This window comes from Acidithiobacillus sp. M4-SHS-6, assembly GCF_047421495.1.
In the GTDB taxonomy this organism is placed as follows: domain Bacteria; phylum Pseudomonadota; class Gammaproteobacteria; order Acidithiobacillales; family Acidithiobacillaceae; genus Acidithiobacillus.
In genome coordinates this window covers 210,743-231,473 of the sequence record NZ_CP175559.1, presented here as the reverse complement: position 1 = coordinate 231,473, position 20,731 = coordinate 210,743, and the positions used below count along the sequence as shown (strand labels likewise).

Here is a 20,731-nt window from a genome sequence, read left to right as displayed (position 1 = left end):
GGCACTTTGCTTTATATATCGTATTTTTGGGTGCTTTGGCGGCGTTAGGAGGATGTTATGCCTACCCTCCTGGACCACCGCCGGGACCCGGCGGTTACTATGCGCAACCCGCACCGCCACCATCGGGAGGGCCAGCGGGTCCCGGTGGTTATTATCAGCAACCCGGTCCGCCACCTCCACCACCCCCGCCATGACCTGTTCCGCAAGAGGGTTCGCCAGCTAAAAGCCAATCACTTTTTTGTGTGAACCGGCCATGCAACGACACGCCCCAGTTGTTGCTGAAATGGGGCGTGTTCTACATCATTCGACAGCACCGAGCACCGCACCGCCAGCAGCGTCAATGGCACCTCCACTCAGGCCCGGTGGGGCTCATATTGGCACAGCCGACCGAAGCCATCAGGCAAAAACCAATCAGCAGGCTCTTTGTCCCGTACCTATGACGGCCATATTTGCAATTGATCGTGGATAACATGTGGATATTTTTTCTTAAGGCGTGGATGAAGAAGTGGATTTGGATAACTGTTCCACGTCCCGCGTTGCTCGGCGAAGTTCTTGTCGGGCAACAGGATTGGGCGTTCCAGAATCTGGTGCGGCGCATAATGGTTTTACTACCGCCTGGATTTGATCAAGATCATCCATCAAAAGACTAGAGTGTGGCCGTATTGTCAGTTTTTGCTGCAATTGACGAGCTCGCACCTGGTACTGCTGGCAATCGCGCTCTAAGCCCGATGCCCTCTGGATTGGACCCGTGGGAACTGACAAGACAGCAACGGGAGAATGTGACAAAGACGAACTTGCCTGATCGGTGATGGGCTCATGTATCGATGACGGAGCGACCATGGTTGAGGCACACCCGTTTAATAGTAACGTGCCTACAATCAAGTAAAAATGCTGTATTCCTCGCATCCTGTCTTCCTAAGGCGTCCGGCTTCCACTACCAGGGATCTGTGAAACATGGAAAAGCGGTTTCATGGTGATGCTCCATAGGAAATTCAAAGCCAGATAGCATCTGCAAAAAACATTCCCGGTAAGGCTTCTGACTGTTTAAAAGACTTTCGGCTAGAAAAAAACCTGCTCGGATCATCTCTGCTGTAGCTATTTGGCTACGTTACTTCGTTGATTCACTTCATCTCCATGATTTAGCGATGTTTGTGTTGTCGCCGTTGTGTCGTTCTGGATTCACCCGGATCAGGCCTAAAGCCGCAAAGCCTCTGGGTCAACCTGAACGCTACGGCCATGGTCATCGTGCTGCGGCAAACCGGCAAACATCCCGAGCGGGTATTTACCTATCGGAGAAAGCCCGTGCGGCAGACCAACACCCGTGCCTGGACCAAGGCTCTGGAGAAAGCGAACATTCGTAATTTTCGCTGGCATGACCTCCGGCATACCTGGGCTTCCTGGCATGTGCAGGCGGGCACACCGCTGGAAAGGCTCCAGGAAATGGGCGGATGGGAATCGATAGAAATGGTCCGGCGCTATGCGCATCTGGCGCCCGAACACCTGGCTGGGGATTCCGCCAAGATCGATTCCCTGTTAAAGGGTGTCACCGCTCGTTGCCGTAACCTTCTATTCCTGTTTGGTTTTCGTTGGGTTGACAAGTTTCCCGCTGGCGGCGGTGGTGTACCGCTACTGTACTGGAAATGGCCCCCTCAAGCTCCTCGACTACTGAGAATATAGCACCATCAAGGATCGCAGCGTGATGAATGAACATCGAGATATCCGCAGACAGAAGAAACTGTCTATTTCCTCAGCAGGAAAACCATACCACCCGCAATCATGCTGGCGGCTCGGCAGCACACCGGAGTACCGTCCATAAATCTTCCAGCGTTACCCCGGGCATATCGAGCTGCAAATCCTTGAGTACGGCACTCAGATGGTCTTGGAGAGACGCCGGGTCGAGCGAAGCGCCCAGCAGGCCTTTTGCCAGATTCTCTACGCCACTTTCGGGCAGGCAGGTGAAGTCACCACTCAGCTCCAGGTCGGCAATGCAGTCATCGCGGACCAGCATGCGGACACGGATGAGCCCGCCGGGCGCCTTGTGTGAAGATTCCGTCAGGTGCGTGCCTGCAGCAATCTTGACCTGCCCGGCACGAAAGCGCCGCCCCTGGCGATAGGTCCATTCGGGGTCGTTCAGGCGATCCTCCCATTCGGCAATGGCCGCCCATTCCCTAGCCGTAGGTTCATCCCGCAAAGGCTGCACATCCAGGGTCGCCGCCACTTCTTCCAGAAAAACCGCCTTGACGGCCGACTGTTCGGGCGCGGCATCACCGAGTTCGCGCCGGAACGAAGTAATGTAGTCACGGAGATTGTTGTACAGCTTGTCACGGAATTTCTCCGAAGATACCTGCAGACAATGACTCATATGTTCCGCATCGAAGTCAAAAAGGAAGCTGCCCACCATCACCATGGCCTCACCGATGGTCGCGGCACCCGTACCGCCGATCTTGCGGCCATGGACGTGAATGTCGTTGATGGGCCGCATGGTCGCCTCCACACCGAAGCGCCGATAGGTGCGCAGCACCGGTTCGATGAATTTCGTATATAGGCGGCTGACCGGCAACATGCCCGGTTGTTCCGGATACACAAAGTGGAAAAAGAGCTGGTTTTCATCCAGGTACACCGCACCACCGCCAACATGCCGGCGGATCACGGGCAGACCTTGCGCAGCGCAGTAAGCCTCATCGACTTCCTGCTCCACCGCCTGGTGCGCCCCAATACAGACATAAGGATGCTGCGGCGTCACCAGACACAGCACCGGGCTGCCATCTGCTGACATGGCCTCTGCCACCCCATGATAGACAGCCTGGGAACGAAGCGCTGCTTGCCGGCCAAAGTCGAGGACGCGAATCGGGGGCAAAACGGCTGACAAGAGATCATCCACATGGGGCATCAGTGCAAATACCTCTGGCATTTTCTAACGGGAGTTTGATTGTACACGCTCTTGTTCCGGCAGATGCAGTACGTCGCAGGATATGACGGAGGACTACCTATCTTTGCTTCGCTCTCTCCTTCTCTGCAAGCTGACAACCTGTTTAACAGCAGAAGCCCCCTACCGCTGGCGCCACAGCTACACCCATAAAAAAGCGTTGGGAGAAACACCTTGCTTACCATGGGCATAGCCTTTATTGCCAACGCCCGGCGGTCGCGCTTGAAGCCACCGAATTCGCGATGCTCCACCCCGATACTGCCGCCCGCCTGCTCGACGATGGCGCACGCGCAGATCTTGTTCTGATGCACGTCCAAACCGATCACCCATTTGCGGATCGGGCTAACAGTGGCTATCGCTGGATTTCTCCGCTCATTTTGATAGGATTAAATCCTACTGATTTGACAGGAGAACTGCTATGCGCAGCACGCAACAACTGAGCATCACCCTACCCAACGAAATGGCGGATGTGGTAAAGGCCAAGGTCAGAACCGGAGAGTACGCCAGCGAAAGCGAAGTCATCCGCGACGGCCTGCGGGCATTACTCGCACGGGATCGCGCTGTCGAGTCCTGGCTTTACCAACAGGTCGGGCCCGCCTATGACGCCCTCAAAGCCGATCCTTCCCGCGCACTCACCCCCGATCAGGTCAGAGCTCGCCTGGCCGCAGAGCACGCAAAAGCATGATCCATTATCCGGTCGTGTTCTCTCCCGAAGCCGAGGAACAGCTGGCCGAGCTGTATCACTATCTGGCGACGGAAGTTTCACCGGCACGGGCTTATCGTTACACCGAGTCTATCGTCTCCTACTGCGAAAGCCTCGGCTCATTCCCGTTGCGCGGCACCCTGCGCGACGATGTACGTCCGGGGCTGCGCATCACCCACTATCGTAAGCGCACGGTCATCGCCTTTACCGTAGCCGATGACCAGGTTTCCATCATCGGCATTTTTTACGGTGGCCAGAACTACGAAATAATACTGCAAGACGATATAGAAAATCCCTGACTCTGGCAGAACATATTATGGTTGTTCCATTGCTCTACGAGCCCCTGTGGCAACTTTCGTCCCCCATCCGCTACTCTCACAGATCAGGACCTGGCAAACACAGACAGAAAGCGATCGTCGATATGTCAGATTTCAGTCCTTTCCGCAGGGTGGTTACTCCCCAAAAGACTCCTCCATGATGGCCCGCGTCTCTTCCAGATCAAACACCTCCGGATCAAATCCTTCGGGTAGCATGTCCAGGAAAAGTGCTTCATCGCTGTTTTGAGCGCCTCTTTTTTGAATTTCCAGCAACTCCAGATAACCCCAAACGCCACCCACGTCTTCAGGTGGGCAATTTCGGCCCCCATCCACGATGGATGCCCAGGCATGTCGAGGCGCAGGGACTTCTTCGGTTTTTTCCACCTTGATGACATGCCGCCAGTCATCACCAAAATCGTACACATATAAAAACCTGCTCCGACTATGGATGACCTGCATCAGCGTCACCTCCGATTCTTCCCGGACCTCGACACCCCAAAAGGCATTCTCGGCGTCCGATTCTTCGGTGGTTTCACGATAGCGCACTTTTTTGATGACAAATTCATGCATATGGCTGTTCGTCCAGCCCATCGCCACCTGGATGACCTGATGCAGTTCCCATAGACTTTGTCCGGCATCAATCTGAATCCGCCGCCAAATGGGCGGCTCCACGCCCTCTAATTCGATCCGCAAGGTGAACATTTTCATTAATGACGTACCTCTACAAAAGGGATCTCTGTGGCGTCGTCGTCATAAAACATGATACCCATGACGCCCGCATCCCTGAGCAGGTCAAATAGGCGTTCCATGACATCTCCGCGCGACTGATCCAATTGCTTCCACGGTATACACCGTACCCCATATTCCTGTGCGAGTTCCGTGACGGCCAAGGCTTGGGGGGAGGCGACATTGCTGCTGGTGGAAGAGATCATGGCTTAGCCCGCTGCCACTTTGCAGGCTTGTTGCTCTGCATCGCATACGATGCAGTGTATTTCCGTCAGCCCTGCGTCTTTGGCTTGTTTCATCAGCGCCTTGACCCGCCTATCAGTAGTTCCGCGAGCATTTCAACATCATTTGTCACGGTCCGGCAATATGGCGCCACCGAAGGTCGGCATAATGGCGCCATTTCAAAGTGGCAAAATCGGGGTCTCGAACAGGGTCAAGATTGGTCGATTTTCGGGTGTTTGGCAACCGCCTTTTTGGGGGACTCCGGCAGGGGTCTGGGGGTGCGGTAACTCTCGCCTTCGAGGATGAGTCGGTAGGCCCCGTGACGGAGGCGGTCCAGGGTGGCCACACCCAACAGTCGGTTGGCCGGGAAGACGTCTCCCCACTCGCTGAAATCCAGATTGCTGGTGACCATGGTCGTAGCCTGTTCGTAGCGCTCGGCGATGAGGTCGTGAAAGTCCTCGTCGTGAGGGGGCCGTAACGGTTTGAGCCCAAAGTCGTCGATGATCAGGAGGGACACCTTGGCCCATTGCCGGAAGACCTTGTCCCGGGTGCCGGTGGCCCGGGCCGCATGCAGACCGCCGACGAGCTCACTTTGGGTGAGGAAACGCACATCGGTTCCCTGACGGACGGCGTAGTGGCCCAGGGCTTGCGCGAGATGGCTCTTGCCCGTGCCGCAGGGTCCTACGATGAGGACGGACGCTTTCTCCTGGAGATAGCGGCCTGTAGCGAGATCGTGCACCAGACTGCGGTTGAGGGTCGGTAAGCGGTCAAAGGCAAAATCCTCCAGGGTCTTGTGATTGCGAAAGCGGGCCTGACGCAGGAGCGTATCGAATTTCTTCTGGTCCCGACGGGCAATCTCGTCCTGGAGCAGGAGGGCGAGGAATTCGGTGTAGGCGAGTTGCCCGTCGATGGCCTGGCGATTGCGGGCCTCCAGAGTTTCCAGCACGCCGGACAGGCGCAAGGATTTCAGCGCGGAATGTAATTCATGGGTGTGCATGGGGATGCCTCTCAATGGAAAAGGTGTTTGCTGTCGCGCAGGAAACGGCCACCGCGCGTATAGGTGCTGTTGTCGGAGGTATCGACCAGGGGGAGTGGCTCCTGATCCAGGCCTTTCTTCAGAATCTCGGCGATGCTTTTATAGCGGGCGTTCCCGTAATACAGCGCCCGCGCACAGGCGTTCTCCAGGCGCTGGGGGCTGTACTTCCCGCCCAGCCGCAAGAGGTTTTGCACGCTGCGTAAATAGACCAGTTGGCGGTCGGCGAAGAGCTGGTGGACCACCGTATGGCAATGTGGGCCGATATCTTCGGCCTTGTGCCGGCACCACTGAATATCCTGGGTTTGCCAGGCCTGGGCTTCGGGCGGCAGATGGTCTTTGACCGTTGCAAAGCTGCCCGGCTGAAAGAGCCGGGGATGGGTGGCGACCCGTTCCTGTTCCTGGTAAATCCGGACGGTGGTAGGGGTCGCTCGCAGCCAGAGCCGCTGGTCAACAAAACGGAAAGGGACGGAATAGTAACAGCGTCCATACTGGACATGCCCATCCCGATGGACCTTGGGCCGGGCCCACTCGGAGATCTCCGGCGGATGTTCCGGTAAGGGCTGCAGCAAGGCTTTCTCGACCTCGGCGAAGCGGTTGAGGGGAGCTTGCCGGGTCGTCCCATGGATGCGGTTGCCGGCTTCACCAAGTACCCACGCCTGCAGTTGCTGCTGGGCATCGTCACGGTGACGGAATTCGCGCAAGGGTAGAAAGGAGCGCTTGAGATATTTCACCCCCGACTCCACGATGCCCTTCTTCTGCGGATCATGCGGGGGACAGGGGTCCACCCGGAATGCCCATTCCTCAGCGTACTCGCCATAGGCCCGCTGCACCTGCGGGTCGTTGATGCAAGCCTTGGTGATGGCGCATTTGGCGTTATCGATGATCACCCGCTCGGGGACGCCGCCGAACCAGGCAAAGGCATGCCGGTGACAGGCCAGCCAGGTCATCACCTTCTGGTCCCAGACGAACTCGGCATATTGATGCCGCGACCAGCACAGGGTCATGACGAAGAACCAGGTCTTGCGCAGCTCTCCGGTTCTGGGGTCGGCCAACAGCGGCCCCGCACCGAAATCCACCTGGGCAGCTTCTCCTGGCGCGAAGGTCAACCGGGAGGTGACACGCGGCGCTTCGGCGGCACGCACCTGACGAATCAACCGCTTGACGGAGGAATAGCTGCCACTGAAACCGTACTGCCGGACCAGGGCTGCATGGATGGTGGTCCCCTGGATACCCTGGGCTACCCATGCGGCGATGCGTTCCTCATGCTCCTTGAGACTGGAGACGCACTGCGTCGGCTGGCCCTCCGGCCGCCGCTGGAGCGCTGCGGCCATCTCCCCATCATCGGGTAACGGCTGCTGCGGGTCCAACCAGCCCCTTTGTGCAACCTGGCGCCGCAAGAGCCCGAGCTTCTTGCGGCCCATAAGTCCAGCGCGAGCGATACTACGGTCGGTGTCGCCTTGGCGCATCCGCACCAAAATCTGACGAATCGTAAACATCTCGAATCTCCTGTTGCTCATGGTTCCCTCCAAAAGCGAGGAAGGTAACCGATCCCATAGAAGTTCGAGACCCCGAAGGTCCCTCTGGTGGCACCATTACGGTGACCCTGAAGTGGCGCCTTTATGCCGACCCTGGAATGGCGCCATATTGCCGACCCGTGACATCATTAAAGGCCGCAGTCACCATTCCATTTGAATGCGCGCCAAAATGATTCATCCGAACAGGGAAACCTGAATCCATCTTGCCTACCACTTTGTCTAATGCAGCAGGGTCGGGTGCGTTGCCATAGACCTTCCTTCTTCCACAGAAAATCCATCGTTGGTCTACACCTGTATGAGTTTTTCTATGACCTCGGCGCGATTTAACTGGGCGGACACGTAATCTATGCTACAGAGCAAGGTTTTGCTTTGGTGCCGGGGCTAAAGGGCCACTTCTATGCGGTTGTCGGATCCTTCATCCAGAAAAACAGTGCAGCCTTCTGCGGAAAGATGCTCTTCCGCAAGGTGTTTTTTGGCTGCTGCGACGAACGAGAAAGTGATATCCAGCAAATGGTCTTCCATGAATTCCGGTTCATCCGTGACTTTTTCCAGAAGGAATGACAACGGCGCGCAAGCGTCGAGCGCTTCTACCGGCCAGCCCAACGCTTCGGATTGAGCCTGGATCAGCCATTCCACATCGGGCCAGTGCAAATCGCTTTGCTCTGGAAACTCCAATCGCCCCACCAGCAGGTACATGGTCGGCGTCGTTACAGGGCCATAGTTCCAGGGATAGGGGTCAATGGCACTGGGCGTGTTCAACGCCCACAACTGCAGGGGGGTGGTATCTCTTAAACGGTTAATCGATTGTGGCCGCTGAACCCAGTGGATTTTGCCGCGAGGCGGTATGACGCCGAGTTTCTTCAGGGTCTGAGAAAGGGCCTTGCGCTCAGCCCCTCGGCACGCATTATTTCCAACACCGTCTGGAAAGCTTCATCATCCTGAGGAGCAGAAGATTGTCAATAATATAATTACAACCCATTGTTTTATATGGTGCCCAGGGGCGGAATCGAACCACCGACACGAGGATTTTCAGTCCTCTGCTCTACCGACTGAGCTACCTGGGCCAAGAGCGCGTATTTAAACGGGGTCCCGTCCGGAAGTCAAGGCCAGGGCGCGACGATATACAATGCGATGGGCCAACCCGCTCTGGGCTTCAGCTATCCGCACCGCCTGAGTCAGGGGCAATTCTTCCAGGAGCGGGGTTAACCAGCGATCGGCTTCCGTCTCCCCAGGGTTCCGTTCAGGTGCCCCACCCAGCACCAGAGTCATTTCTCCCCTTACCTTATCGGGATGCCGGGACAATTGCTCCAGAATCCCGCCCAGAGAATCCCGCAGGCATTCCTCATGGATTTTGGTCAGTTCCCGACACAGCGCTGCCGGTCGCTCGGCACCACACACTTCTGCCATGTCCGTGAGCGTTGCGACTATACGGTGGGGTGCTTCATAAAAAATCAGGGTGCGGGATTCATTGCTCAGCACACTCAGACGCGCCCGCCGCGCCCCTGCCTTGGCGGGCAAAAATCCCTCAAAAACGAAGCGATCACTGGGCAACCCGGACAGGGACAAGGCCGCCACGGCGGCATTGGGACCAGGAATGACCGTGACCGGCAACTGCTGTTCGCGCAGCAGGGCCAGCAACGGAAAACCCGGATCGGAAATCAGCGGCATCCCGGCATCCGAGAGCAAGGCCAGGCGCCCACCCTCGGCAATACGCTGGGCCAGTTGCGGTGCCAAAGACCGCTCGTTGTGCTCGTGCAGGGCCATGGTTTTGGGCTGCACGCCGAGATGCTGGAACAAACGCTGGGCATGGCGCCGGTCTTCCACCAGAATCAGTTCAGCCTCGGCAATAGCCTGCCCGGCCCGGGGCGAAAGATCTTCCAGATTACCGATGGGTGTTGCGATAATCGTCAGCCGTCCCGAACGTATTTCAGTCATTGAACCATCGCCCTATTCTCCATACACTCTGCTCATGAAACTGCCTGATCGCCCATTCCATTTATCGCGCCTGACTGCGACACTCACGCTCGCCGCTGCTTTGAGCGCCTGCGCGAGTATGCCACACAAGACGACGCCCGTGCTCAGTCCGGCCCCGGCTCCGTCAGTTACTGCAACAAATCCTCCTGAAGTCGCCAATGCCCACCAGGGCGACATCCTGCTTGCAGAAGGTCACGACCTGGAAGCCGCCAAAGACTATATCAAGGCGGCGGCAGCTGTTCAGGGTCAAGCCCAGTTGCACTATCTCCTCAAGGCCGCAGAAGCTTCCCTGCAGGGAAACAAGCCCCAGGTTGCAGTGCTCCTCGCCAATGAAGTGCTCCGCCTGCAACAGGGGGATAATACCTTGCGCGGTGAAGCCCTGTGGATACGTGCCCAGGGATTGATGGACCAGGGACAGACACCCCGGGCCAAAGGCAACCTGGAAGAACTCCTGAGCATCGCCAGCACTCCCCAGAATGTCCGCGCTGAAGCCATGGGGACGCTGGCCACCCTGTACACCCAGGAAGGCCATGAACTGACCGCCCTGAACTTTTTGATAGAAAGAGACAGCTTGCTCAGCGGCCCAGCCATCTCCAAAAATCACCAGCGCATTCACGCCCTGCTCGATTCCGTATCATCGGCACGCATTCAAAACTGGCAGGGACGCAGTGGTAACCCACTGGTTCAGGAGTGGCTGGCCATCGCCCTGATCAGCCGTCACAACCCTGATCCGGAGCAACGCAAAGCCGCTATCGATGCCTGGATGGCCGCCCATCCCGGGCACCCGCCCATCAATTTCTCCAGTCATGACGAACTCAACGTGGCTGATACCAGCAATCAGCCGAGCGGAGACATCTGTGCACTCCTGCCCACCACTGGACCCTATGCGGAACTTTCCCAGGCCATCAGTGCCGGTATGGAAACAGCCGCGCAACTCAAGGCCGGTCCAGCCGTCAAACTCCTGCAAAGCACCGGCAACCCGAGTTTTACGGCCGTGCTCTTTGAACGCGGGGTGAAGGAAGGCTGTCAGATATTTGTTGGCCCCTGGTTGCCGCAAGACATCAATGCCGTGGTGGGGGTCCGCAAACCTTCAGATCCTCCGGTGATTGCCCTGGGTTCTGATGCCGGGGTACGACAGCCGGGACTGTATGTTTTCAGTCTAGGTCGGGATGTGGCCGCCCGGCAGATTGCCGAACAGGGCTATGGGGCAGGATACCGACAGGTCTATGTGCTTTATCCACAAGATTCCAGTGGCGCGAGCATTCAGGCCGATTTCATCCAGACCTGGAAAAAAATGGGGGGGACGGTGGCTGGTGTCGCCACCTATTTACCTGGCCATTCCCTCAACGGCCAGGTCCAGCAACTGTTGAGCGGCAACAGCGACTCCCACGCCTTTGTATTTCTGGTCGCCAATACCCAAAACGCCAGTGCGGCAGTAACCGCCATCCGCGCCGTCAACAGCAACATCCCGATTTTCAGTCCGGCACTGTTGCATGGAGCGACACTCCCCGCCGATGCAGGAAGCCTTGCAGGCGTGGCATCTGTTGATATGCCCTGGATTATCCAGCCCGCCACTACCAAGCCCCAGGCCGCTGCCCTGCTCCACAGCACCCTGCCTGATGCCAGCGCTGCTCAATGGCGGATGGCCGCTTTTGGTCTGGATGCCTACCAGCTTGCCGAAAGGATCCTTGCCAAAAAATTCAGCCAACCGATCGAGGGAGCCACTGGCACCCTGCATTTTGGCAAGGAAGGGCGCATTGTGCGGGATATGGATTGGATGAAAATAGAAAATGGTGCCATAGTTCCCCTATCGGGGATTCCCAAAACAGGATCCTGAACACCATGCCTTCGCCGCGCCAGCAATTCGGTCAGCAAGGCGAAGATCGCGCCTTGGCCCTGTTACTGAAAGCGGGTTTGACACTGTTGTGGCGCAATTTTCGTTGTCGCTCCGGGGAAATCGACCTGATCGTCCTGGATCAGGAGGCACTGGTGTTTGTGGAAGTCCGCCAGCGGACCCACAACCGGCAGGGCGGCGCCGCAGACAGCGTCAATCGGCGCAAGCAGCAGCGTCTGATTCGTGCGGCCGAAGTTTTTTTGCTGCGCAATCCCCGGCATGGTCTGCGTCCTTGCCGCTTTGATGTCATTGCCATTGACGGCGACGCAGCGCCGGAGTGGATTCGCGATGCTTTCAGAGTACCCAGCCCATGATCAGGAATAACCCCTTGGATAAGGCCTTGCGCGCCAGCATCCACAGCAAGGAACACTCGGCAGAGCTTCTCGCTGCCCCCTTTGCCTCGGCCAGCACCCGCCTGATTGCTACCCTCCTGGCTGGTGGAAAAGTGTTAAGCTGCGGGAACGGGGGTTCCTCGGGCGACGCCCAGCATCTGGCCTCCGAACTGGTCAATCGCTTTGAGAGCAACCGGCTGGCGCTGCCTGCCATCGCCCTCAGTACTGATAGCAGCGTCCTGACGGCCATTGCCAATGACGCCTCCTACGCCCAGGTTTTCGCCCGTCAGGTGGAAGCCTTGGGCAGACCCGGCGACTGCCTGGTGGCCTTCAGCACTTCCGGTAACTCCGAAAATGTCTTGCAGGCCATCCGCTCCGCCCAGGCCCAGGGTATGTGGATTCTGGCCATGACTGGCAAGGATGGCGGACAAATAGCTGGGCTTCTGGGTTCGGCAGACATTGAACTGCGGGTCCCCGACAGCAGTACCGCCCGCATCCAGGAAGTCCATCTGGTGCTCATCCACGCCCTTTGTGCCGAGGTTGATGCTACCTTTGGCGAAACGCACACTCCGTCACCCAATCCGCCGGCAAGATCCTCTTTTTCCGGGCAGATCCTGCGCGATTGGGATTCCCTCCAGCAGGCTTGTGACTATCGCCGTCCCCTGGTTTTCACCAACGGCGTTTTCGATGTCCTGCATCGTGGTCACGTCCAATATCTCGCCGAAGCTCGCGCCGAGGGGGCCTGCCTGGTGGTTGCGGTCAACAGTGACGCCTCCGTGCGGCGGCTGGGTAAGGGTGCAGACCGTCCCATCAATCCGGAAGACGATCGCATGGCCGTTCTTGCCGCCCTGCAATCCGTTGATTGCGTGACCATATTTGACGAAGACACCCCCTTGCAACTGATCCAAAAACTGCAACCCGATGTACTGATCAAAGGCGGCGACTGGCCGGTAGAACGCATCGTCGGGGCCAGCATAGTGCAAGCCCGAGGCGGACGGGTACTCAGCATTCCTTTTCGCCACCAGCGCAGCACCAGCGCCTTACTGGAAAAAATCCGGAGGTCGCGGTCATGAGCATCGACGTCATCCTTCCGGCTTTGCGGGCCGCCCTCGACAGTGAGCGGGTCCGTGATGATCTGGACACCCTCTTGATTTACAGTCGCGATGACACACCAGGAAGCTGCATGCCGGACCTGGTCCTGTTTCCCCGCAGTCATGAGGAAGTACAGGCCATCGTCAACATCGCCCGCCGTCATCATTTACCCCTGATCCCCCGAGGTGCAGGATCGGGCAATGTCGGGGGTGCCCAGCCCGTACCTGGCAGCGCGGTCATCAGCTTTGAATGCATGCAAAAAGTCTGCGACTACAGCCCCATGGACCGGACCATTACCGTGGAAGCAGGCTTCATCACCGCGGAAATCAATGCCCAGGTGGCCCGGGACGGGCTTTTTTATCCGCCTGATCCCGGCAGCAGCCCCTACTGCCGGATTGGCGGCAATCTCGCCATGAATGCCGGAGGGCCCCATGCGGTCAAGTACGGGGTTACCCGGGATTATGTGCTGGGCTTGCGCGCCGTCACCGGCTGCGGCGAAACCCTCTGCTGCGGCGTCCGCACCAGCAAAGGGGTGGTAGGCTATGACCTGACCCGTTTGCTGGTGGGCAGTGAAGGCACTCTGGCACTGATTACCGAAGTGACCCTGCGCCTGCTGCCCCAGCCCATGGCCAAAGCCACTCTGCGCGCCGCCTATACGAGCACCGCCAGCGCCTGCGCGGCGGTGCAACGGATCATGACCCAGCGGCATACTCCCAGTGCCCTGGAGTTGATGGATCCTCACGCCCTGGCAGCGGTCCGCAGCATGGGCGCGGCGACGGACCTGCCGGCTGCCAGTCAGGCGTTGTTGATGGTCGAAGTGGATGGCGACAGCGAAACCATTCCCGCCCAATTGCTCGCCATGCAACAAGCACTGGCCGGTGAGGGCCATCTGGAAACCCTGGAAGCCACGGATGCCACAGCCACGGCGGCACTCTGGGCCGCCCGCAAATCCCTGTCTCCGGCCACCAAGGCCATGGCCCCCCTGAAAATCAATGAAGACGTGGTGGTTCCCGTCAGTCGTCTGCGCGAGCTGCTGGAAGCCATCGAAGGCATTGCCCAGGAAAATTCCCTGCATATTGTCAGCTTTGGGCATGCGGGAAATGGTAACCTGCATGTCAATTTCCTCGTTCATCCCAATAAGCGCGAGGAAATGCGCCATGCGCAGCAAGGTCTGCAAAAACTTTTCCAGACCGTACTCAGACTGGGCGGCACCCTCTCGGGTGAACACGGCATCGGCACCAGCAAGCGGGATTTTCTGCCCCTGGAACTCAGCCCGGAAAACCTGGCCATTCAACGCGCCATCAAAAAACTCTTCGACCCGGAGAATATCCTGAATCCGGGCAAACTGCTTCCGGAAGGATAAATGGCATGGGTGGCATTCTTCACGCGATTCAACCCGTCCGTCATATTGCCCTGAAAAGCTGGTCTGAAACCTTTGACATGGATATTGTGAATGACACTCCGGCCCACCGCCTGCTCCGCGATGGCGATGCCTGGGTCGCCATGTTCCGTTCCGGTGTGCTCTGTTTTTTTGGGGCGAGACCTGCCTTGCAGGCGAGAATCATCGCCAGTGTGCAGGCAGAATTTACCGCCATCAGCAACCCGAAAGTCGATGAATTATACATCAAGACCGGTGACCGTGATGCCGTCGGACGTGATGGGGTGACCCTCAAATATCTGGATGAAGAGCGCATTCTCCTGGTAGCCCTGCGCCTGGCCCAGAGTCTTGCCCTGGAACTCCACGAAGAAGCCGTTGAAGCCTTGCTGGAAACCACCCTGAATCTGCTCTCGGAAGTCACCCGCACGGGCCGTCTACCCGGTTGGCGCAGCGGCCACTTGCGCTTTCTGGCCTCCACCTCGGCAACCCGCACGGAAATCCTGTCGCGCCTTGCCGTGCTGGATAATCCCGATATTGTCTGGGAAACGCCAGGGCTGGAAATGTTGTCCAAGGAGCTCTCCGCTGATCTGGAACTCACCAGCCGCTTTCGGGCGCTGGATGAAAAGCTCGATGCCATTCATGAAGGCCTGGAAATCATGATCGTGGCCAGTCGCCATCATCGGGAAACCATTCTGGAATGGATCATCATTATTCTGATTACAGCGGAAGCCCTGATCATGCTGCTGGGCAAATAAACGTGAGTGAGGATGTCGCCTTACTTGCGGAGGTCGAACCTCCCTATGCCGATGATGAAGCTTTTGCCGCCCATAATACCCGCCTGGCCCGGGCTTATGAGCCCGCCCGCCTGTTGCTGATCGGGCCTGCCTGGGTGGGAGACATGGTCATGGCCCAGGTCTTGCTGCAGGTCATGCGCCGCCGCTGGCCCAAACTGCACATTGATGTCCTCGCCCCACCAGCCAGCCTGCCTGTGGCTTCACGCATGGCCGAAGTGCGGCGTTGCATTCCTCTGGAGGTTCCCCATGGCAAGCTGGGCTGGAAGGCCCGACGCAGCATCGCCGCAAAGCTCCAAAAAGAAGAATATGACTGGTCCATCTGTTTGCCCAACAGCCTGAAATCGGCGCTGGTTCCCTACTGGACCCAGATTCCCGTACGCACCGGCTTTGGCGGTCAGGCCCGGAAAATACTGATTAATGATCGCCGCCATCTGCATAAAAAACGGCTGCCACGTACCGTAGATCGTTTCGTGGCCCTGGGTCTGCCCCGGCGCCTACCCCAACCTACCCAATTACCCGAACCGCGCCTGATGGTGGATCAACACGCGCTGAGCGCAACGCTGCGGCGTCTGGGTATGGTACGCCCCGATACCAACCTGGTGGCCCTGGCGCCCGGCGCTGAATATGGTCCGGCCAAACGCTGGCCAGTCCGTCACTGGATTCGCCTGGCGCAACAATTGATTCAGGCAGGATGGTCGGTCTGGCTATTTGGCAGCCCGAAGGATATAGAAATCACCCAGGCCATCGCCACAGCCGTGCCAGAAGTGAGCGATCTGGGCGGAAAAACCACTCTGGTCGAAGCCATCGACCTGCTTTCTCTGGCCAGAATCACCGTGAGCAATGATTCGGGATTGATGCATGTTGCCGGTGCCGTCGGGAGCCGGGTCATTGCCCTGTATGGTTCGACCCCCCTGGACATGACACCGCCATTATCCCGTGGGGCTGTGGCCTTGCGCCTCGGGCTTTCCTGCAGCCCCTGTGGCAAAAGGGAATGCCCCCTCAAGCATCATCGCTGTATGGAAGACCTACTCCCTGAACAGGTGCTTCAGCAACTCCTCCCCAATAGCCTGGATGGTCTGGCGAAAAAAGCCCCGCAGAGCGGGGCGAGGAGAGGAGGAGCAATGCCATGAAGCATTGCAGAGGTAAATCTTTACATTAGCAGAAGGCCGTTACAGTTCAGATGTTCTTTGACCTTTAGTTGACGGTTTTTTCCACTTGAATGGTCGAATTGATTTCCACCCGCTGGTTGGCAAAACGGCCCTGGGGGGTCGCATTGCTGGCCACCGGGTCATCGTAGGAGTGGCCCTTCAGGACCATCCGCGAACGGGACACGCCGTGAGCTTCCAGATAACGGGCCACGCTTTCGGCACGCTGTTCTGACAGTCGCTGGTTGTAGGCATAACTGCCCACCTTGCTGCAGTAACCATTGACGTCCAGGACGGCACTGTCATGCTTCTGCGCGAAATCCGCCACTTCGTCCAGCACCTTGATGTCATGGCTCATCAACTTGGAAGAGTTGAGCTTGAAATTGATGCCGGTGATGGTAATGGGCTTGCTCTGGAGGATGGTCCGCTGTACCGGCGCAATGGGGGCCGGGGCAACGGCGGGCATGGGTGCAGGAGCCGGCGTAGACACAGGGGCGGCAACCGGCGCCTTGTGCGCCGGGCAGCCCTGAAAGGGGGCCTCGGCACAGCCGGCCGCCGCCATCACCATTACGGCGAGCAATACCTGTTTATTGGCAATCATCGTTGTTCTCCCTATGTTTGGTAGCATGTGCCTGCTTAGAATGCGTAGGTCAACATCACGCGGTTATAGATGAAGTAGCCGGTCGAAAGATCGCCATGCGCCACATCTACCCGATCGCGAATGGACAGACCCTTGAGAAAACCCTTGGGGAAGTAGGTCAGGTCGCCATAAATATCATTGGCATAACCTGCGGACTGTAACTGGTATTGGGCGTAGGAAGCCTGGAACAAGAAACTGTTATCCAGAAAATGCTGACTCAGGCCAATTTTCCAGCCATGACCGGGGCCCATTTCCACCAGACCACGAGTCATGGAAGTGGTGTAGAGGGGATCTGTGGCATAACCTACGGTATAGGGCGAAATGATCGCACCGCCACCGATGGCGCCTGGATGGTATTCAATTTCGTTATAGGCGACCGTCAAGGCACCCTTGCCCAGAATGGCATTATCCAGATTGTATTCGACACCGCCCTTCACACCCCAGGCCGTGCTGTTGACACCGTTACCCTTGAAGTGATTGATCTCGCCAACACCCGGATTGGTACTGTTCAGACGGCTATTGGCATCCCATTCACGAACCACCTGTCCACCGAGGAAAGGATTCAGTCCCATGCCGGTTTTCAGGGTATAGCTGGCATCACCATAGAACATGTTGGCAAAATTATAGAAGTTGTAGTACCAGGCTTGGGCATCAATACCATATCGCTTGTAGCTCGTACCGAACGCCAGAATGCCATTAGAGGCCGGCTCATTGAGAGGCAAGTCAGCCGCACCACCATAAATGGGATCACCATCAAATTTAGTGGGATAGTACAAGTTGTCACGGTAATAATCACCGGAGGTACGACTCTTCCAGCGGAACATGCGCATACCGTAGATGTTCCAGCCACAGTAAGGCGTCACTTGCGCAAAAATGCCCTGGAAGGTGGCGGGAATCATCCGGGAGTCAGAACCGTTGACGAAAGGGGTATTGATTTCCTGATTACCCGCGCGAATCATCACGACATCCGGGATGGCATATTGCAGGTAGGCCTGACCCAAGGCATTGATGGAGTTGGTCGTGCCCATCAGTGTCACATCGGGGTTGGTCCGATTGGCCCCCAGACTGTTGGCCGTGTAAAAACCGACGTCAGCACTGAAACCTGCTGCGGAAGGGGTATGCACATTAATGTAACCACCCAGAGAAAAGGCGCTGAGATTGGTGGCATTCTTCCCGAAAAACCGATCAAAATAGTAAGAACGAATCTGCCCATCCACCTTGCTGTGCATGAAAAAATCCGCCAGGGTGTTTCCCGTGGAACGGGTATCGGCGTGAGCGACCGCAGCAAAGCCACTCAGGGCGGCAAACAATGCAACGGCAACGCGGTTTTTCTTCAACATGTGACCTCCTCTCTTTAGGGTTCTTTGCAACACTGTGGGCATATTAACGGGGCAATGTGACAAGATGATGACAGTTTTATGAACCTTTTATGACGTCATACCCCATAAAATATATCGTTTATTACTGAACACGGCGCAAAGTGGAGACCCATGGAAAGTCTTGCGCCCCTCCCCGCGCCGGTCGCCATAGGTATCCAGATGAGTGATGGATTATCTTGCAGAATGCAGGGATCGTGGGACAATGGGCGCTGAAAACTTTCTGAGTCGAGCAGGTCATGCCCATTGAAATCCGCCATATGCGCACCATTGAAGCGGTCGCCCAGTTCGGCAGTCTGGCGGCTGCAGCACAGCGTCTGCACCTGACCCAGTCCGCTCTGTCCCATCAATTGCGCGGTCTGGAAGCAGAATTCGGTGTGCATCTCCTGGATCGCGAACGGGGCAGTCAGTTACGGCTGAGCCCGGCCGGTGAAGAGCTGCTGGCCGCAGCGCGGGAAGTCCTGCCCCGAGTGCGCCAACTGCAGGAAGAACTCAAACGCCGGGCGCTGGGCAACAGCGGCCGTCTGCGCATTGCGGTGGAATGTCACACCTGTTTTGACTGGCTGACGCCGGCCATGGATCGTTTTCGGGAAAACTGGGCGGGCGTGGAGATGGACCTGGTTTCGGGATTCCAGCAAGATCCCCTCCCCCTGCTGCAAAGCCATCAGGCTGACCTGACCGTGCTCAGTACCCCTGACGCCATGGCGGCGGATATCGTCCTCCATCCCCTCTTCGCCTACGAGGTGCTGGCATTGGTCAATCCCCGTCACCCCCTGGCCGGTCGGGCGTTTCTGGAGCCCGAGGACTTCCTCGAAGAGACCCTGATTACCTATCCAGTAGAGGATCGGCGTCTGGATCTGTTTCGGGAATTTCTGCAACCAGCCGGGATTCAGCCCTGGCGACGGCGTCATGCCGAACTGACCGTCATCATCTTGCAACTGGTGGCCTCCGGGCAAGGTATTGCCGCCCTGCCCGCCTGGGCGGTAGGCAATTACGGAGACAAAGGCTACGTCCGTGCCCTGCCCCTTGGCCCGCAAGGACTCTGGCAGACCCTGCAGGCCGCGACCACAACGGAACAGGCCGGACAGGCGCACATGCAGGCTTTTCTCGCCGAAGTGCGGGCCAGCGTGGCGGCCAACCTCCCTGGAGTAAAAGATATTCAGGGGGTATGATCTGAACCAGATGCTTGCCAGATAGGGGCTTTCACCATGCCGTCCACGCTCGAACAAAAGGTCATTTTTGATGCCGATCTCATCCGTCGCTACGATCAGGCGGGACCGCGCTACACCTCCTATCCTACCGCACCCCATTTTCACAGCGACTTTGGCGAAACCCAGTTGATCCAGGCATTGCAGGACTCCAACACGCAGGCAAAGCCTCTGTCTCTGTATTTTCACATTCCTTTTTGCGAAAACCTCTGTTTTTATTGTGCCTGCACCAAGGTCGTCACCCGCCATCACGAATGGGGTAGCCCTTATGTGGCGCGGCTGGGAACAGAAATGGTCCTGTATCTGAACCATCTGGATGCCAACAGGCCCGTCGAGCAACTGCATTTTGGCGGGGGAACACCCACTTTTTTGCGCCAGCAGGACTTGCGCACGCTGCTGGAAAGCATCCACCGCCATTTTCGGCTCCTGGCCGATGATCAGGGTGAATATGGTATCGAAATCGATCCTCGTGCTCTGGAACCCGGCACGCTTTCCTTATTGAGAGATTTTGGATTCAACCGGATCAGCATCGGGGTGCAGGATCTGGATACGGCAGTGCAAAAAGCCGTGCATCGGGAACAAAGCCTGGCGCTGACAGCGGAGGTCATCGCCGAGGCCCGCTCCCTGGGTTTTCGTTCGGTAAGCTTGGATCTGATTTATGGCCTACCCCTGCAAACGCCGGAGCGTTTTGCCGCCACCCTGGACACGGTCATCGCCCTGCGGCCCAATCGTCTGTCGGTGTTCAATTACGCGCATCTCCCCGAACGGTTCCCCGCGCAAAAACGCATTCTCGATGCGGACATTCCTTCTCCCGAAAACAAGCTGCGCATCCTGGCGGAAAGCATTGCGACGCTCCAGGAAGCGGGTTATGTGTATATTGGCATGGATCATTTTGCCTTGCCCGAAGACGAGCTGACCCTGGCGCAACGGGAAGGAACGCTTTATCGTAATTTTCAGGGCTACTCCACCCACGCTGGGAGTGACCTGCTGGCCTTCGGCATGAGCGCCATCGCCATGGTCGGCCCGACTTACAGTCAGAACATCAAGGACCTGGATGTCTGGGGAGAGCGTCTGGATCAGGGGCACTTGCCGGTGGAAAGGGGTGTTCAACTCCGTACCGAGGACATTTTACGGCGCCATGTCATCAACCGCCTGACCTGCGATTTTCGCCTGGATTATACGCAGTTACAGCAGCAGTACGGCATAGATTTCCACACGCACTTTCGCGACTGCCTGCCCGCACTGGAAAGGCTGGAAAGGGACGGGCTGATTCAGATGGATTCAGATAATCTGCAGGTAACGCCCCAGGGTCGCCTGCTGATTCGTCACGTCTGCATGATTTTTGACGCCTACCTCCCACACAAGGCGGTCCGCTACTCCCGCGTTATATAACTGCTCGCAGACAGAGCCTCCTCCGCAAATGTGCAGGAGCT

The 20,731-nt window shown here is 57.5% G+C and carries 21 protein-coding genes, 1 tRNA gene and 1 pseudogene; 13 read left to right on the top strand and 10 right to left on the bottom strand.

Annotation, left to right across the window (positions count from 1 at the left end):
* The first annotated feature begins 57 nt into the window (after window positions 1-57).
* Together ACJU26_RS01140 and ACJU26_RS01135 are read left to right on the top strand one after the other, a co-directional pair.
* Window positions 58-246, top strand: a complete 189-nt coding sequence (locus ACJU26_RS01140; RefSeq protein WP_414040734.1) for a hypothetical protein — start codon at window positions 58-60, stop codon at window positions 244-246.
* 990 nt (window positions 247-1,236) lie between these two features.
* On the top strand, window positions 1,237-1,677 hold the full coding sequence (locus tag ACJU26_RS01135) for a tyrosine-type recombinase/integrase (protein ID WP_414040733.1): 441 nt from the start codon (window positions 1,237-1,239) through the stop codon (window positions 1,675-1,677).
* Between the two features lie 97 nt (window positions 1,678-1,774).
* Here the strand turns inward: ACJU26_RS01135 and ACJU26_RS01130 are convergent, their stop codons facing one another.
* Window positions 1,775-2,890, bottom strand: a complete 1,116-nt coding sequence (locus ACJU26_RS01130) for a lipoate--protein ligase (RefSeq protein ID WP_414040732.1) — start codon at window positions 2,888-2,890, stop codon at window positions 1,775-1,777.
* A 454-nt stretch (window positions 2,891-3,344) separates the two neighbouring features.
* On the opposite strand from ACJU26_RS01130, the gene ACJU26_RS01125 reads away from it, so the two are divergent.
* Window positions 3,345-3,611: a ribbon-helix-helix domain-containing protein gene (locus ACJU26_RS01125; protein WP_414040731.1), complete on the top strand. Its 267-nt coding sequence runs from the start codon at window positions 3,345-3,347 to the stop codon at window positions 3,609-3,611.
* Window positions 3,608-3,928 (top strand): type II toxin-antitoxin system RelE/ParE family toxin, encoded by a 321-nt coding sequence (locus ACJU26_RS01120; protein WP_414040730.1) that lies wholly within the window; start codon window positions 3,608-3,610, stop codon window positions 3,926-3,928. Before ACJU26_RS01125 ends, ACJU26_RS01120 begins: the two co-directional genes overlap by 4 nt.
* Before the next feature lie 153 nt (window positions 3,929-4,081).
* Here the strand turns inward: ACJU26_RS01120 and ACJU26_RS01115 are convergent, their stop codons facing one another.
* The 7 genes from ACJU26_RS01115 to rsmI form a co-directional block, all read right to left on the bottom strand.
* Window positions 4,082-4,654 carry a plasmid pRiA4b ORF-3 family protein gene (locus tag ACJU26_RS01115; RefSeq protein ID WP_414040729.1) on the bottom strand — a complete coding sequence of 191 codons (573 nt, stop codon included), beginning with the start codon at window positions 4,652-4,654 and terminating at the stop codon, window positions 4,082-4,084.
* On the bottom strand, window positions 4,654-4,878 hold the full coding sequence (locus tag ACJU26_RS01110) for a hypothetical protein (protein ID WP_414040728.1): 225 nt from the start codon (window positions 4,876-4,878) through the stop codon (window positions 4,654-4,656). The genes ACJU26_RS01115 and ACJU26_RS01110 overlap by 1 nt, the downstream gene beginning before the upstream one ends.
* A gap of 227 nt (window positions 4,879-5,105) precedes the next feature.
* On the bottom strand, window positions 5,106-5,891 hold the full coding sequence (istB, locus tag ACJU26_RS01105) for an IS21-like element helper ATPase IstB (RefSeq protein WP_414040727.1): 786 nt from the start codon (window positions 5,889-5,891) through the stop codon (window positions 5,106-5,108).
* A gap of 11 nt (window positions 5,892-5,902) precedes the next feature.
* Window positions 5,903-7,426 carry an IS21 family transposase gene (gene istA / locus ACJU26_RS01100; protein WP_414040726.1) on the bottom strand — a complete coding sequence of 508 codons (1,524 nt, stop codon included), beginning with the start codon at window positions 7,424-7,426 and terminating at the stop codon, window positions 5,903-5,905.
* A 420-nt stretch (window positions 7,427-7,846) separates the two neighbouring features.
* Window positions 7,847-8,224 carry a hypothetical protein gene (locus tag ACJU26_RS01095; RefSeq protein ID WP_414040725.1) on the bottom strand — a complete coding sequence of 126 codons (378 nt, stop codon included), beginning with the start codon at window positions 8,222-8,224 and terminating at the stop codon, window positions 7,847-7,849.
* Window positions 8,225-8,453: 229 nt separating this feature from the next.
* Window positions 8,454-8,529: transfer RNA gene (locus tag ACJU26_RS01090), tRNA-Phe, on the bottom strand.
* A gap of 13 nt (window positions 8,530-8,542) precedes the next feature.
* The gene (gene rsmI, locus ACJU26_RS01085) at window positions 8,543-9,400 is read right to left on the bottom strand and encodes a 16S rRNA (cytidine(1402)-2'-O)-methyltransferase (protein WP_414040724.1); all 858 of its coding nucleotides are present in this window, start codon (window positions 9,398-9,400) and stop codon (window positions 8,543-8,545) included.
* Between the two features lie 118 nt (window positions 9,401-9,518).
* Here rsmI and ACJU26_RS01080 point away from each other — a divergent pair, with 118 nt between their 5' ends.
* The 7 genes and pseudogenes from ACJU26_RS01080 (at window position 9,519) to waaF (ending at window position 16,059) form a co-directional block, all read left to right on the top strand.
* Window positions 9,519-11,276, top strand: a complete 1,758-nt coding sequence (locus ACJU26_RS01080; RefSeq protein WP_414040723.1) for a penicillin-binding protein activator — start codon at window positions 9,519-9,521, stop codon at window positions 11,274-11,276.
* A gap of 5 nt (window positions 11,277-11,281) precedes the next feature.
* Complete coding sequence (locus tag ACJU26_RS01075; protein ID WP_414040722.1) at window positions 11,282-11,647, top strand: YraN family protein; 366 nt, start codon at window positions 11,282-11,284, stop codon at window positions 11,645-11,647.
* A pseudogene (locus ACJU26_RS01070) lies at window positions 11,644-12,210 on the top strand (SIS domain-containing protein); the annotation flags it as partial. The gene ACJU26_RS01075 and the pseudogene ACJU26_RS01070, both read left to right, overlap by 4 nt.
* Window positions 12,184-12,738 carry a D-glycero-beta-D-manno-heptose 1-phosphate adenylyltransferase gene (rfaE2, locus tag ACJU26_RS01065; RefSeq protein ID WP_414041903.1) on the top strand — a complete coding sequence of 185 codons (555 nt, stop codon included), beginning with the start codon at window positions 12,184-12,186 and terminating at the stop codon, window positions 12,736-12,738. The pseudogene ACJU26_RS01070 and the gene rfaE2, both read left to right, overlap by 27 nt.
* Entirely contained in the window at window positions 12,735-14,120 is a 1,386-nt protein-coding gene (locus ACJU26_RS01060; RefSeq protein WP_414040721.1) for an FAD-binding oxidoreductase, read from the top strand. Before rfaE2 ends, ACJU26_RS01060 begins: the two co-directional genes overlap by 4 nt.
* A 5-nt stretch (window positions 14,121-14,125) precedes the next feature.
* The gene (locus tag ACJU26_RS01055; protein ID WP_414040720.1) at window positions 14,126-14,890 is read left to right on the top strand and encodes an RMD1 family protein; all 765 of its coding nucleotides are present in this window, start codon (window positions 14,126-14,128) and stop codon (window positions 14,888-14,890) included.
* A gap of 2 nt (window positions 14,891-14,892) precedes the next feature.
* Complete coding sequence (waaF, locus tag ACJU26_RS01050) at window positions 14,893-16,059, top strand: lipopolysaccharide heptosyltransferase II (protein ID WP_414040719.1); 1,167 nt, start codon at window positions 14,893-14,895, stop codon at window positions 16,057-16,059.
* 64 nt (window positions 16,060-16,123) lie between these two features.
* Here waaF and ACJU26_RS01045 read toward each other — a convergent pair whose 3' ends face one another.
* Together ACJU26_RS01045 and ACJU26_RS01040 are read right to left on the bottom strand one after the other, a co-directional pair.
* Window positions 16,124-16,675: an OmpA family protein gene (locus ACJU26_RS01045; protein ID WP_414040718.1), complete on the bottom strand. Its 552-nt coding sequence runs from the start codon at window positions 16,673-16,675 to the stop codon at window positions 16,124-16,126.
* A 35-nt stretch (window positions 16,676-16,710) separates the two neighbouring features.
* On the bottom strand, window positions 16,711-18,054 hold the full coding sequence (locus ACJU26_RS01040; RefSeq protein WP_414040717.1) for an OprD family outer membrane porin: 1,344 nt from the start codon (window positions 18,052-18,054) through the stop codon (window positions 16,711-16,713).
* Window positions 18,055-18,329: 275 nt separating this feature from the next.
* On the opposite strand from ACJU26_RS01040, the gene ACJU26_RS01035 reads away from it, so the two are divergent.
* Both ACJU26_RS01035 and hemN read left to right on the top strand, forming a co-directional pair.
* Window positions 18,330-19,262, top strand: coding sequence for a LysR family transcriptional regulator (locus ACJU26_RS01035; protein WP_414040716.1), 933 nt, complete (start codon window positions 18,330-18,332; stop codon window positions 19,260-19,262).
* Between the two features lie 36 nt (window positions 19,263-19,298).
* Window positions 19,299-20,690 carry an oxygen-independent coproporphyrinogen III oxidase gene (hemN, locus tag ACJU26_RS01030; RefSeq protein WP_414040715.1) on the top strand — a complete coding sequence of 464 codons (1,392 nt, stop codon included), beginning with the start codon at window positions 19,299-19,301 and terminating at the stop codon, window positions 20,688-20,690.
* Window positions 20,691-20,731 lie beyond the last annotated feature (41 nt).